The organism is Variovorax sp. V35 (assembly GCF_041154465.1).
GTDB classification, from domain to species: Bacteria; Pseudomonadota; Gammaproteobacteria; order Burkholderiales; family Burkholderiaceae_C; genus Variovorax; species Variovorax boronicumulans.
In genome coordinates, this window is record NZ_AP028666.1 from 6,623,342 (window position 1) to 6,637,156 (window position 13,815).

At 59.2% G+C, this 13,815-nt stretch carries 10 protein-coding genes and 1 pseudogene; 1 reads left to right on the forward strand and 10 read right to left on the reverse strand.

Annotated elements, in window-relative coordinates; all coding sequences use genetic code 11:
- Positions 1-72 precede the first annotated feature (72 nt).
- Complete coding sequence (locus ACAM42_RS30565) at positions 73-918, forward strand: LysR family transcriptional regulator (RefSeq protein WP_369630385.1); 846 nt, start codon at positions 73-75, stop codon at positions 916-918.
- An 82-nt stretch (positions 919-1,000) separates the two neighbouring features.
- Here the strand turns inward: ACAM42_RS30565 and ACAM42_RS30570 are convergent, their stop codons facing one another.
- The 10 genes and pseudogenes from ACAM42_RS30570 to ACAM42_RS30615 form a co-directional block, all read right to left on the reverse strand.
- Positions 1,001-2,053 (reverse strand): ABC transporter substrate-binding protein, encoded by a 1,053-nt coding sequence (locus ACAM42_RS30570; RefSeq protein ID WP_313906290.1) that lies wholly within the window; start codon positions 2,051-2,053, stop codon positions 1,001-1,003.
- 649 nt (positions 2,054-2,702) lie between these two features.
- Complete coding sequence (locus ACAM42_RS30575; RefSeq protein WP_369630386.1) at positions 2,703-3,632, reverse strand: IclR family transcriptional regulator; 930 nt, start codon at positions 3,630-3,632, stop codon at positions 2,703-2,705.
- Positions 3,633-3,862: 230 nt separating this feature from the next.
- Positions 3,863-5,785, reverse strand: coding sequence for an acyl CoA:acetate/3-ketoacid CoA transferase (locus ACAM42_RS30580; protein ID WP_369630387.1), 1,923 nt, complete (start codon positions 5,783-5,785; stop codon positions 3,863-3,865).
- A 10-nt stretch (positions 5,786-5,795) separates the two neighbouring features.
- Complete coding sequence (locus ACAM42_RS30585; RefSeq protein ID WP_369630388.1) at positions 5,796-6,578, reverse strand: 3-hydroxybutyrate dehydrogenase; 783 nt, start codon at positions 6,576-6,578, stop codon at positions 5,796-5,798.
- Between the two features lie 686 nt (positions 6,579-7,264).
- Positions 7,265-8,263, reverse strand: a complete 999-nt coding sequence (locus ACAM42_RS30590) for a branched-chain amino acid ABC transporter permease (protein WP_185993691.1) — start codon at positions 8,261-8,263, stop codon at positions 7,265-7,267.
- Between the two features lie 10 nt (positions 8,264-8,273).
- Positions 8,274-9,149 carry a branched-chain amino acid ABC transporter permease gene (locus ACAM42_RS30595; protein WP_101489724.1) on the reverse strand — a complete coding sequence of 292 codons (876 nt, stop codon included), beginning with the start codon at positions 9,147-9,149 and terminating at the stop codon, positions 8,274-8,276.
- Between the two features lie 111 nt (positions 9,150-9,260).
- Positions 9,261-10,457: an ABC transporter substrate-binding protein gene (locus tag ACAM42_RS30600; RefSeq protein ID WP_139701165.1), complete on the reverse strand. Its 1,197-nt coding sequence runs from the start codon at positions 10,455-10,457 to the stop codon at positions 9,261-9,263.
- A 40-nt stretch (positions 10,458-10,497) separates the two neighbouring features.
- The gene (locus ACAM42_RS30605) at positions 10,498-11,205 is read right to left on the reverse strand and encodes an ABC transporter ATP-binding protein (RefSeq protein ID WP_369630389.1); all 708 of its coding nucleotides are present in this window, start codon (positions 11,203-11,205) and stop codon (positions 10,498-10,500) included.
- Between the two features lies 1 nt (position 11,206).
- Positions 11,207-11,980, reverse strand: coding sequence for an ABC transporter ATP-binding protein (locus ACAM42_RS30610; protein WP_369630390.1), 774 nt, complete (start codon positions 11,978-11,980; stop codon positions 11,207-11,209).
- A 939-nt stretch (positions 11,981-12,919) separates the two neighbouring features.
- Positions 12,920-13,803, reverse strand: a pseudogene (locus ACAM42_RS30615) (IS5 family transposase); the annotation flags it as partial.
- Positions 13,804-13,815: the final 12 nt, after the last annotated feature.

Below are 13,815 nucleotides of genomic sequence, written 5' to 3' on the forward strand. Positions count from 1 at the left end.
GGATCAATCCGAAAAACGCATAATTCGAATCGCTTCCATCGGAATCAAGGATTGATCTTGCAGGATCTAGATATGGACCTCATTCGGTGCTTTGTCACCGTCGCGGACGCGCGCAGCTTCACCGCGGCGGCCAAACGCCTGTGCAGGTCTCAGTCCGCAGTCAGCACGCGCATTCAGCGCCTCGAACAGATGCTGGACGTCGAGCTTCTTCAGCGAAGCAGTCGACTCGTAGAACTTACTGCTGCTGGAGAGCAGTTTCTTCACCACGCCAACGGCTTGCTACGGCTGAACGACGAAGCGATCGGCTCGGTGGGACGCAACCGACTGCGAGGGCAGTTGCGACTCGGCGTGGTGGAGTACCTCGCACCTCATCGATTGCCTGAGCTTCTGAGTCGTATCCGCCGGCTGCTGCCCGGAGTTGACCTTAGCGTCCGAGTCGCCATGAGTGGCGTTCTGCTTCAAGAGTTCGATACCGGAGACCTGGACATAGCACTCGTCATGGAACAGGAAGGGCGCGGCTCCCCACAGAGCTTTTCCGAAGAGAAGCTGGTCTGGGTTAGCAGCCAGCACATGGCCGCGCCATCGGGCCTCACCGACCTATGCCTTCTACCAGCCCCTTGCGCCTTTCGCACAGCCGCTGTGTCTGCACTTAACACCCGGGGCCATCCATGGCGGGAGGCCGTGTCGTTGAGTGGTGTATTGGGTGTTCAAGGCTGTGTCCGGCAGGGATTGGGCGTTTCGGTCCTATGTGAGTCCGCCCTCGACAACGGATTGATTTGCTTGCCCCAGGGCGATAAGGCCTGGCCAGAACTACCGTCGATGCGATTGGTCACCTATGACCGAAGCTCAAGCCCAATCAGTCGCGCACTGCTGGAGTTACTCAAGAACTCAGGAAGCCCCAATGGGCTGCGAGATTGACCGCCGGACCGCGGCGAGCCCTGCGTTCGAGAGGAATCAGAGTCCAGAGTCACCTCGCCGAGAGGCTCTTCCTGCGAATACTCTATTTGAGTAGCTTCCCGCTGCTGCCAATCAGCGTCACCTCCACATAGCGGGATCCCACTCTTTGATCTTGTGCATAGTGGATTTCTATGCCTCCGAGATCATAGGCTTGCATGGATTCGAGTGCAGCGACAACACGCGATCGTGTAGGCCGTGGCCCGGCTCGACGCAATCCTTCCACCAGCACTTTTGCCCCGAGAAATTGCTCGAAGCTTGTGTAGTTCACAGCTTCACCGGGCGCATATTTTTTCAGCAACTCGTGATATTCACGAATCACTGAGAGGTTCGCAGTGTAGGGATAGGGAACGACTTGACTGATGCCCAACCCCTGCGCGTTCTTGAGTCCTGCAAGCGCCACCAGTTCATTCGGGTCAACCACCGAGATGTTGTAAAGCTGCGCCCGCCCGCCTGCCTCCCGATAGCGTTTGATAAAGGCAGCCGTCGGCCTATTGATAGATATCATGACGACTGCTTGCGCATCAGAATGACGAATGGCGTTCACCGCCGCACTCACTTCATCGGTATTGCGTGCATAGCTTGCTGAGACCGCCAGTTCGAGGTTTCGCTTAGTGAGGGCCGCCTCAACGCCCATGCGCCCTGCGTGCCCGAAGGCGTCATCCTGATGCATCACACCGATGCGCTTCACGCCCAGCGTGACGAGATGCTGCACTAAGTGTTCGGCCTCATCAGCGTAGCCCGCTCGCACATGGAAAATCCACGGATTGAATGGACTCCGCAACGGCTCCCCTCCTGTATATGGAGCCACCAGCGCCGCGCCACCTTGAGCTAGAACTCCCTCACTCAAGAGCCGCGCCACATTTGCTGTTCCGGCAAAGCCAAACAGGGCAACCACATCCGGCTGAGCCAACAAGCTGCGTGTCTGCTGGACAGATTTTTCGACCTCGTAGCCGTCGTCCATCACAACCTGGCGTAACTTGGCTCCATGCACGCCACCACGATCATTGATCCAGTCGAAGTAGATCCTTCCGCCCACGACCATCTGCCGCCCTGTGCTTGCGAGCACACCCGACAAGGGGGCTACTTGACCGATCACCAGATCAGGCGCGGTCGACCCACCTAGAGCCGTGCTCGTTCCAGACAGAAACCAGATAGCTAATGCCACACACCAACGCGACACTCCACATGCGCATATCTTCACGACTTGTCTCCTCGTTCTTTTTGAAAATTGATGTCTTGATGGAAAACAGCGTTGACCTACATCGATAGGAAGAAAGTCGCCCGGGCATCCGATGCAAGTGATCGAGCAGCCGTCGCCATGTCCAGAAGCTGACGTCCACCAGTTGCTAGGAAGCTAGCAGTTGCTAGTACCCCTCAACCCTTGGATTCGGATCGTTGCCGACTAGATCCTCGGAGCCGAAACGGAGGACGAGCGATCCCTTTGCTTTGCAAAGTTCCCGATGCAACTTGCGTAGACGTCCCCATTTTTCTACGCGAGCTACGGTTAGTGCTTTGAATTCGGCACTCAATCTCTCAGAGAGAGGCGCTCATCTCACACAGAAACCTATCGCTCGGAGATTCATTTTTCTGGACAAGGAGTGACGAACTACAGATCGACGCTCTTTCCCACTCAGTCCAGGCGTACCAATCCACTCTAATTTGCACACGAGGCTTCTGAGACTTCTAAGTCTCGGGAAGCCCTCAACTTATCCAACCCCCAACATCGGAGGAAACGCTGCCGACGCTCAATTTCGTTTGCGGGTTTTCAGCGGCGCCGCGGCCAAGGCCTTGCGCGAACTATGAACGTCGCGCGAATCATGAGTCTCAGTCGCGAAGCCGATAGGCACTTCGCCCCCGAGTCGATGCGACAGCCGACGTGCAACACTCAGTGCCTCCTCATGGTATCGCCGACCGCGGTCAGAACCGAGTCCGGCCTTGTTGACGCACACCGCGATGCCAGCCACTACACGACCAGTAGCATCAAATACTGGGGCACCAACCGAGTAGACGCCCTCGCGTACAGTCTCATCGTCAATGCTGTATCCGCGCTTGCGTGTTTGGGCGAGTTCTTTGAGCAAGTCGTCGATATCACTCGGGGCTTTGTTCGTAAGGTGCGTCACCAGACCATCTGCATAGAGTCGACGCACTTCCTCTGGATCGCGAAATGCGAGGATCGCCTTGCCGCTGCCCGAAAGATAGGCCGGCAACCGAGTGCCGATGTTGAAGGCAAGACCCAACGGCCGCGTCCCCTTGCGCGCAGCAAGGTAAAGAGCATCGCTCTCATCAAGCACGGAGAGCACAATGGTCTCCTCGGGCTGAGGACTGCCGTCCGCCCACAGTGCATTGAACTCTTGTGCCTCGTCCGTGTCAGCGAGAAAAGCCCCAGCCAACCCCATTACGCGTGGCCCAACCAGGAAAAAACCACCAGGCTGACGGCGCAAGTAGCCGAATGCAAGCAACGTATTGCACAGACCATGCACGCTGCTCTTCGGCAATGCGAGCTCGCTCGTGAGTTGCGTCAGACTCATCGGCTCTCGGCGCTGTGCGAGCAGGTTGAGCAGAGTCAGTGCACGCGCGACAGCCGGCACCAATGGTGCGGCCGCAGCTTGGGGCACGGTGGATTCGTTGGACGAGAGGGAGGGCGGCATGCTGCTGATGAAGAGCGCGACACCCATTGCAACTGTGCCACGCAGAATGTCTCGGGAGCTGTAAAGTTCATTGAATCGAACTGCGTTCAGCAAACTGGATTTAGTCTATCGACACAGGCACAGGGATCGCAAGATTCGAGCCATCGAACACGGGTAAACACCGAGCTTAAACCGCATTGGCTAGTAGATCACTAGCTCCTCTCCCCACCGACTCCTTGGCAGCCGCCTACGCGCGCGAACAGAGAACGTACGCATCCTTACAGCTTGGACCTCCCAGCTTCGCTTCGGCTTTCATACACATGCGCGGCGACTCCTCGGCGTTCAAGTGCCTCACCGAGCTTCAACCTCATGAATGCACTGGTCGTATAGCGTGACACCGTGGTGTAGTAGCGCTCACTCAGATCACGCACCATCTCTGCGTAGTCATCCAGTACGCCTTCATCGATTCGAAAATCGTCATAGTTGACGATCAGTTGGACCTTCTTGCCAATCGGCTGGAGCAATTTCTCAGCGGTTCCGCGGACTGCCTCGACATCCATCCTTGTCTGAATCTTCAACCCTTGAAAGTTGTAGAAAGCTGTTTCCTTTTCTGAAACATAGCTCATTCGGTCAGCAAGGCTGATTGATAGCAATGCGTCTTTCAAATGCATCGGTTCATCGTGAAAGATGCGCTCATCCATCAACGTGGGGTTGATGACAATGGGAGAAAAATCCATCTGCGCAATGATGTCCCGCTCGACATCAATGCCAGGCGCGACCTCGATCAACTCAATGCCTTCTTCACCGAGCTTGAACACACAACGTTCGGTCACATAGAGCACGCGCAAGCCACGCTTGAGCGCGTACGCCCCGCTGAACGTCACCTGATCAAGTTGCCGGACGAACTTCTGGGCTCTGCCTTCCTTTCGGATGAGTAGCCTCCCATCTTCCACTGCGATATCCAACCCGCCGGCGGTAAAAGTCCCGACAAAGACGACGACGCGGCTGTTCTGAGTAATGTTGATGAATCCTCCGGCTCCCGCCAGCTTGGAGCCAAAGCGGCTGACATTGATGTTTCCGTCCGCGTCGCACTGAGCCATTCCAAGACACGCCAGGTCCAATCCCCCACCGTCGTAGAAGTCGAACTGCTGGTTCATATCGATCACTGCATCAGCATTTACAGCAGCACCGAAGTTCAGTCCCCCTTGAGGCACGCCGCCGATCAACCCCGACTCCGCGGTCAGTGTCATGTAGCGAAGAATCTTCTCCTCCGCAGCCACGAGAGCCACGCCTTCGGGCATGCCTATCCCAAGATTGACAACCGCATTGGGCATCAGTTCGAGCGCAGCGCGACGGGCAATAATTTTGCGCTCGTCAAACGGCATCGCGCCCAACGCTTCCATCGGCACGCGCACCTCGGATGAGTACGCCGCGTTGTACAAGGAACCAAAGGTCTGCATATGATTCTCAGGATCCGCGACGACCACACAGTCAACCAGAATCCCAGGAACCCGCACACTGCGCGGATTGAGAGAACCATACTCCGCGATGCGTTCGACTTGCGCGATCACAAGACCACCTGCATTCCTTGTCGCGGTTGCGATGGCCAAAGTATCTTGCGTCAGACTCTCTCGTTCACACGTCAAGTTTCCCTCGGGATCTGCAGTGGTCGCGCGGATGAACGCCACGTTGATGGGGATTGCCTTGTAGAAAAGAAACTCCTGCCCCTCAATTTCCATGAGCCTGACCAAGTCCCCTTGCGTGCGTGTGTTGACTTTCGCACCTTCTAACCGCGGATCAACAAAAGTGCCCAGCCCAACTCGCGAGAAGCTTCCCGGCAATCCACAAGCCATGTCTCGATAGAGATGCGAAATAACCCCCAACGGCAAGTTCCAGCCATCGACTTTGTTTTCCATCACCAGCTTGCCGACCTCCGGGACCAAGCCGTAATGCCCTCCAATTACGCATCTAAGGAGTCCCTCGTGCGCAAGATGGTTCACGCCTCCACTCGCGCCATCGCCGGGCCCTCCGCCAAAAAGCAGAGTGAGGTCGCGTGGCGCCCCAGTCTCTAGAAAACGCTTCTCAAGTGCGGTGATGAGTTCGACGGGAACGCCGTTGGAACCGAATCCTGAGCAACAAAGTGTGTCTCCATCGCGCATGATCGCAATGGCCTCGGCGGCAGAAACGATCTTTGTTCTCATTGAAGCCCCCTCATTGGGCAGTCCACCCGCCGTCGACGCTGAATGTTGCACCTCGTATCTGATCTGCCGGTGCAGAGCTTAGGAACACAGCAATCCCACCAACCTGTTCAGGCGTCGCAAACTCCAAAGAGGGCTGCTTATCGGCGAGCAGTGACGCTCGAGCCTCTTCTCGCGAGACGCCCTGATGCTCCGCCTTATCATCGATCTGCTTCTGTACCAGTGGTGTCAGAACCCAGCCGGGGCAGACCGCATTGCATGTTATTCCGCTGCGAGCGGTCTCCAGTGCGATCACCTTGGTCAGCCCAACCACACCGTGCTTCGCCGCGACATAGGCCGACTTTGAGGCCGAGCCGACCAGCCCATGAACTGATGCCACGTTGATGATTCGCCCCCAGTTTCGGCTTCGCATGTGTGGCAATGCGGCCTTACAGGCATAGAAGTTCGAAGACAAGTTGGTCGCGATCACTTTCTCCCACACGTCGTCCGGAAAATCCTCAACAGCAGCTGTATGCTGAATCCCGGCGTTATTGACAAGGATATCTACGCTGCCCAATTCGGAGATGCACTGGGACACCATTTCGGCTACCTGCGCCGGAATGGAGATGTCTGCGCCGTTGTACGCCACACGCACGCCCCAGCGCCCGGAAATTTCTTCCTTCAGCTTCTGAATTTGCGCTGTATCGCCAAACCCGTTGAGCAGGATGTTTGCCCCCTTTTCGGCCAATGCCTTTGCAATTCCCAGACCGATGCCCCCCGTGGATCCGGTGACGAGTGCAACTTTACCTTTAAGCATATATGGAGCTTTTCAAATTTAAGCGAGGAGTAATTCGACCGAAGACTGGTCGAGGAGAAGCATCGCGCTGAGGGAAAGGCTGAGCACGTGTCCTCTATCAGCTGCGCGTGCAGACATCCTCTCCCTCCAAGCGTTTTCGAATCACACATGCGATCAGTACCACCGCACAAAGCGCTGACGTAGATCAAGCCAGCCAGCATCCCTCGCGACGCCCCTCGCCAGCGAAATAACTCCTCTCGGGCACAACACTTCTCTTCCGCCCTCAGGCCGATCTGGGCTCCGATTCCCTTGAACTATGTGCTCTGCTTCAGACTGCGGGATCGAACAACCTCGCACCTGATGCATAAGCACACGGCGTTCAGACACCACTGAAACGTTGATCACACGATCTCTAGTGGATCGAGCGTTCTCATCTACTTTCGCGCTGCGCGACCGCGACGCGTGGACCAGGGCTCAGGAGCAGATCTTGCGCACCGCTTCGCCCGGTTGTTTCGACCGAGCAATTTCAAACGTTGCGCAGGCCATTGACTTCCACGCCTTCAGCGCCAACCTAGACAAGAGCGTTTTCTATTACCTAGCCCTGAGAGTTGATCCCCCAGGGCCACGCCTTCAGAAGCGAGAAGAGCCTTTTCCAAGGTGAGGTACTCGATATCACATCAGATGATGTTCCGAGACGAACCGATCCTCTATCGTCTTGTTGGCGCGTCCCATACACGATTCACAAAGTCGATGATCTTTCCCATGATGCCCTTACGGAAGGCCAGCACGCAGATCACGAAGATCAGGCCCGTGACCATGGTGACCGACTCGCCCAGCGTATTGAACCAGTCGACGGTCGTGATGCGCGCCAGGAAGTTGCCGAGTTCGCCGATCTTGTTCTCAAGCAGCACGACCACCGCCGAACCCACGATGGGACCCGACAGCGTGCCCAGGCCCCCCACCAGTGTCATCAGGATGACCTGGCCCGAGGCGGTCCAGTGCACGTCGGACAGCGTGGCGAAGCCCAGCACCAGCGTCTTGAGCGAGCCGGCCAGGCCCGACAGCGCGGCCGAGATCACGAAGGCCAGCAGCTTGAAACGGCTCACGTCGTAGCCCAGCGAGAGCGCGCGCGGCTCGTTTTCCTTGATGCCCTTGAGCACCTGCCCAAACGGCGAGTGGATGGTGCGCACGATCAGCAGGAAGGCCGCGACCACGATCACCAGCGCCACGTAGTACATGGTGAGGTCGTTGGACAGGTCGACGATGCCGAAGAGCTTGCCGCGCGGCACGCCCTGCAGGCCGTCTTCGCCGCCCGTGAACTTGGCCTGCAGCGCGACGAAGAACATCATCTGCGCGAGCGCCAGCGTGATCATCGCGAAGTAGATGCCCTGGCGGCGGATGGCCAGCACGCCGAACAGCCAGCCCAGCAAGGCGCCGGTGAGCGTGCCCGCGATCAGGCCCAGCTCGGGCGTGAGGCCCCAGACCTTGATCGCATGGCCCGCCACGTACGCGGAGCCGCCCAGGAAGGCCGCGTGGCCGAAGGACAGCAGGCCGGTGTAGCCCAACAGCAGGTTGAAGGCCGCGGCGAACAGCGCGAAGCACATGAGCTTCATCACGAACACCGGGTAGGCGCCGAAGAACGGCGCGAGCACCAGGGCGACCAGCAGCAGCGCGTAGACGACGGTGGAGATTTTTTTCATGTTCATGCCGCTCGCCTTATTTCTCTTTGCCGAACAGGCCGGCGGGGCGGATGAGCAGCACGATGACCATGATCACGAACACAACCGTAGACGATGCTTCTGGATAGAAAACCTTGGTGAGCCCCTCGATCACGCCCAGGCCCAGGCCCGTGAGGATGGCGCCCATGATGGAGCCCATGCCGCCGATCACGACCACCGCGAACACCACGATGATGAGGTTCTGCCCCATCAACGGCGACACCTGCATCACCGGCGCCGCCAGCACGCCGGCGAAGGCGGCGAGCGCGCAGCCGAAGGCGTAGGTCAGCGTGATCATCAGCGGCACGTTGACACCGAAGGCTTCCACCAGGCGCGGGTTCTCGGTGCCGGCGCGCAGGTAGGCGCCCAGGCGGGTCTTCTCGATCACGTACCAGGTCGCGAAGCAGATCACCAGCGAGGCCACGACCACCCAGGCGCGGTAGTTGGGCAGCACCATGAAGCCCAGGTCGGTGGCGCTCGACAACGCATCGGGTGCGTCGTAAGGCAGACCCGACACGCCATAGACCGAGCGGAACACGCCTTCGATCAGCAACGTGAGGCCCAGCGTGAGCAGCAGGCCGTAGAGGTGATCGAGCTTGTAGATCCAGCGCAGCAGCAGCCGTTCGATGACCACGCCGAACAGGCCGATGAGGATCGGCGCGGCGATCAGCATCACCCAGTAGTTGACGCCCAGGTACTCCATGGCCATCCACGTGAGGACGGCCCCGAGCATGAACAGCGCGCCGTGCGCGAAGTTGATGACGTTGAGCAAACCGAAGATCACCGCCAGCCCGAGGCTCAGGATGGCGTAGAACGAGCCGTTGACCAGCCCCAGAAGGAGCTGGCTCAACAAGGCGGGAAGGGAAATGTTCATAAGCGTTTCAGAAAACCAACAGCTCTTGCGTTACGTGGAGTCACCGCACGCATCTTTCCCTTTAAAGGGAAAGATGCGCACGACACACGAAATGCGCAAAGCCTTGATGGGTTATTTCCAGAGCGCGCACTTGCTCTCTGCTTTGGTCGTGAAGAGCTGGTCTCCCGGCAGTGTCTTTAGGACCTTCAAGTAGTCCCAAGGCTTCTTCGATTCAGAGGGTGATTTCGCTTCGACGAGATACATGTCGTGGATGAAGCTACCGTCCGCACGAATCTGACCCTTGCCGTAGAAGTCATCAATCTTCATGCTCTTGAGTTGCGCCATCACCTTGTCGGCATCAGTGGTCTTGACCGCTTCGACCGCCTTCAAGTAGGTCATGGTGGCTGAATAGTCCGCAGCCTGAATGTCGGTGGGCATGCGCTTGGTCTTCTCCAAGAATCGGTTGGCGAACTTGCGCGAGCCGTCATTCAGATCCCAGTACCAGCTGGTGGTATGCAAAAGGCCTTCGGTGTTCTTCAACCCCAAGCTGTGAATGTCACTCAGAAAGACCAGCAGGCCGGCGGTCTTCATAGACTTGTTGATACCAAACTCCTTGGCGGCCTTGATTGCGTTGACCGTATCCCCGCCCGCATTGGCCAGACCCAGGATTTGCGCTTTCGAGTTCTGCGCTTGCAGCAGGAACGACGAGAAGTCCGATGCATTGAGGGGATGCTTAACACGCCCCACCACCGTGCCGCCCTTGTCATTGACCACCTTGGTGGTGTCCGCCTCAAGGGCGTGGCCGAAGGCGTAGTCTGCCGTCAAGAAGAACCAGCTCTTGCCCCCCCGCTCCACGACCGCCGAGCCAGTGCCCTTGGCCAGCGCCACAGTGTCGTAGGCATAGTGCACGGTATAGGGCGAGCACTGTTCATTGGTGAGTGCGGAGCTGCCGGCTCCGTTGTTGAAGTACACACGTTTTTTCTCCTGCGCGACCTTCGCAGTGGCCAACGCGGTACCGGAGTTGGTACCACCGAAGACCATGGTCACGCCAGCAGTGTCAATCCATTCGCGCGCCTTCGATGCGGCGATGTCGGCCTTGTTCTGGTGATCAGCCACTACGAGCTCGATGGGTTGGCCCAGCACCTTGCCGCCGAAATCGTCGATGGCCATTTGGATGGCGGTGGCGCCACCCTTGCCTTCAAGGTCGGCGTACAGGCTCGACAGGTCGGTGATGAAGCCGATCTTCACTTTTTCCTGCGCCTGCGCTGCGCCAATGCCCAGCACAAGCGTAGCGACTGCGGCGGCGATAAGACTGGATTTCGTTTTCATGACGATGTGTCTCCTCAGAGGTGTTGGTGAGTATTGGATTTCAGACGCCGAGCAGTTCGGTCAGCACGGGCATCTTGGCTTCGAGCTCGGCGGCGCCGAACTTCAGGGCGATGCGGCCGTGCTCCATCACGTAGAAACGGTCGGCCAGCGGCGCGGCGAAGCGGAAGTTCTGCTCGACCATGACGATGGTGTAGCCCTTGGCGCGCAGCGTGGTGATCATGCGGGCCAGCGCCTGCACGATGACGGGCGCCAGGCCTTCGGAGATTTCGTCGAGCAGCAGCAGCTTGGCGCCGGTGCGCAGGATGCGCGCCACGGCCAGCATCTGCTGCTCGCCGCCCGACAGGCGCGTGCCCTGGCTGTGGCGGCGCTCGGCCAGGTTGGGGAACATGGCGTAGATCTCGTCGACCGACATGCCCTGCCCCGCGCCCTTGAGTTCGGGCGGCAGCATCAGGTTTTCTTCGCACGAGAGGCTGGCGAAGATGCCGCGCTCTTCGGGGCAGTAGCCGATGCCCAGGTGGGCGATGCGGTGCGTCGCCATCGAGACGGTCTCGACGCCGTTGACCTTGATGCTGCCCTTGCGGGCGCCGGTGAGCCCCATCACGGCGCGCATCGTCGTCGTGCGGCCCGCACCATTGCGGCCCAGCAGCGTGACGACCTCGCCCGGCTGCACGACCATGTCGACGCCGTGCAGCACGTGCGATTCGCCGTACCAGGCCTGCAGGCCCTTGATTTCGAGTGCAGCGGTCATCTCAGTGAGCCCCCTGCATTTCGCCGTCGGTGGTGCCCATGTAGGCCTCCATCACCTGCGGGTTCTTCGAGACTTCGGCGTAGGGGCCTTCGGCCAGCACGGCGCCGCGCTGCAGCACCGTGATGGTGTCGGCGATGGTCGAGACCACGCTCATGTTGTGTTCGACCATCAGGATGGTGCGTCCGGCCGACACGCGCTTGATGAGTTCGGCCACGCGGTGCACGTCTTCGTGGCCCATGCCCTGCGTGGGTTCGTCCAGCAGCATCAGCTCGGGCTCCATGGCCAGCGTGGTGGCGATCTCGAGCGCGCGCTTGCGGCCGTAGGGCAGGTTCACGGTCTGTTCGTCGGCCAGGTCTTCGAGGCCCACCTCGGCGAGCAGTTCGCGGGCGCGCGCATCGAGCGGCTTGAGCGACTTCTCGCTCTTCCAGAAGTGGTACGAGGTGCCGAGCTTGCGCTGCAGGCCCAGGCGCACGTTCTCGAGCAATGTGAGGTGCGGGAACACGGCGGAGATCTGGAACGAGCGGATCACGCCGCGCCGCGCGATCTGCGCCGGGCGTTCGCCCGTGATGTCGTGGCCGTTGAACAGGATCGTGCCGGCCGTGGGCTCGAGGAATTTGGTGAGCAGGTTGAAGCAGGTCGTCTTGCCGGCACCGTTGGGGCCGATGAGCGCGTGGATCGAGCCGCGCTTCACCGAGAGGTCGACCTTGCTGACCGCGGTGAATCCCTTGAATTCCTTGGTGAGCTGGCGTGTTTCGAGGATGAGTTCCTCACTCATGTTGTCTTCCAATTCTTGGATTGCAGATTCGCAGCCGTGGCTCGCAACGACAAGCCTCCCGATCGAGCAACCCCAACACCAAAGCGACGCACAGGCTCATGCGAAGCAATGACAGGTCTGTCCGAACGGTGGCTGCATATTTGGGATACAGGGTGCATGACTTGGCGGCGCTATTCCATGGAGCATGGGCGCCAGTACGCCACTCGCCCTCGAATGTTCAGCATACTGAACTGCATTCAGCTTACCGATCTCCAGTCTAAATGTCCGTCCGCCCTTCCGACAAGAGGCAACAGCGCGACTACGGGAAAACACCAACCTGGCAATATGCGTGGCGCGGCGAGCCACAACAACGCGATCGTCACAAGCGCAGCCAATGCGATCGATCAACCAAAAAAGGCGCGTTGTGACTCCAATCTGCGGAGGGCGTGCCCGGTACGGTCTGCGGCCTGTACGAAGCGAGCGATACAGGCACTGGCGCGAAGCAAGTCGCACGTGGTTTTGCAAAGAGCTTCGTTCGCGCCTTAAGCGAGCGCGGAGATTTGGGTCCGCTGCTCAAGTACGGCAAGACCTGGATTCATGTTTATGACCCGCTGGTCTGGTGCGAAGTGGCGGGCGCATGCTGCGAAACGTAGGCTACCTCACAAGATGTTCCGGACAAGAAAACTCCTCACGGCTACTGCGTTCGGCTGGAGACAGGAAGGATCTACATCTTCCGTCATCGCGCGCCACGGGCCATCATGACTCGGATGCATCTGAGTTCTCTGATTTCAAGGCCAAGGATAGTCTGCAGAACGCGATCTGGAGGGTGGGTGAACAAGGTGATGGCGAGCCGTTCAGGCGATCAGATCGCGCAGCCCCAAGCATCGATCTGCTACGCCAAGCCTCGTTGCGTGAGCTTGGCGAGCCCAATTCACGCGCCGCAGACGCCCCCCCGGGCTGTATCAACCGCCTGCGCGCCATCCATTGGTCCGACAGCGAAAACAGCGTGACGAGCTGTGCCGAGTTCTTCGCCAAGCCTCGATAGCAAACCTTCGCGAACCCGAACTGCTGCTTAATCATTCGGAACGGATGCTCGACCTTGGCCCGGATGCTGGTCTTCAGCTTCTCCACTAGCTCGGCATCGAACCCGGGTCGATGAATAGATTCAGCCTCCTGCGTTTGCCCGGACGCATCGCCACGTCCTAGGTCGGCCCCACGGCCTCCGCTCGCTTGTGCACACCCCGGTAGTCCAAGTCACCGAAGGCCGTGTGTCCTTACCGTGCAAGAGCGCGCCGGCGACGTTGATGTCGCTGACGTTCGCCGCTGTGCCCGCCACCGCGTGCGGCAGGCCCAATGCGGCATCTACGCCGATGCGCGTCTTCATCGCGTAGCACCCCTGACGCATTTCCAGATAGCACCAGCCATCGGCGTTCTTGGTCGAACTGGACGCCAAGATCGGTGTAGCGTCCACGACCGTGCCCGTGCGCGCATCAGGCCCTTGGCCTGCAGGATGTCGTTGACCACGCGCAGCATGCCGACGGCCAGGTCATGGGCTTCCAGCAGATGACGAAACAGCAAGATGGTGGTCTCTTCGGGCAGGCGACTAGCGCCGTCACCCAGACCAGCGAACTCCCGGTACAGCGGGGCCGTCGTGCAGCGCTTCTTCCATGGCCGGGCCGCTCAGCCCGAACCATTGCAGCAAGTATTGAATGCGCAGCATCGCCTTTGGCTCGCGGGCTGTGCGGCTCAACGATTTGCACCACTGCGCTCCATGGAACCACCCGGTCGATCTCATCGAGGAACTCGCGCTTGCGCGCCTTCTTCGTCGACGGGTTCAGGCCCAGGCCAAGTTGACT

Coding starts and splice junctions, on each gene's coding strand:
- ACAM42_RS30565 (WP_369630385.1), top strand. CDS start 73: ATGGACCTCATTCGGTGCTTTGTCACCGTCGCGGACGCGCGCAGCTTC.
- ACAM42_RS30575 (WP_369630386.1), bottom strand. CDS start 3,632: ATGGGTGTCGCGCTCTTCATCAGCAGCATGCCGCCCTCCCTCTCGTCC.
- ACAM42_RS30580 (WP_369630387.1), bottom strand. CDS start 5,785: ATGAGAACAAAGATCGTTTCTGCCGCCGAGGCCATTGCGATCATGCGC.
- ACAM42_RS30585 (WP_369630388.1), bottom strand. CDS start 6,578: ATGCTTAAAGGTAAAGTTGCACTCGTCACCGGATCCACGGGGGGCATC.
- ACAM42_RS30590 (WP_185993691.1), bottom strand. CDS start 8,263: ATGAACATGAAAAAAATCTCCACCGTCGTCTACGCGCTGCTGCTGGTC.
- ACAM42_RS30595 (WP_101489724.1), bottom strand. CDS start 9,149: ATGAACATTTCCCTTCCCGCCTTGTTGAGCCAGCTCCTTCTGGGGCTG.
- ACAM42_RS30600 (WP_139701165.1), bottom strand. CDS start 10,457: ATGAAAACGAAATCCAGTCTTATCGCCGCCGCAGTCGCTACGCTTGTG.
- ACAM42_RS30605 (WP_369630389.1), bottom strand. CDS start 11,205: ATGACCGCTGCACTCGAAATCAAGGGCCTGCAGGCCTGGTACGGCGAA.
- ACAM42_RS30610 (WP_369630390.1), bottom strand. CDS start 11,980: ATGAGTGAGGAACTCATCCTCGAAACACGCCAGCTCACCAAGGAATTC.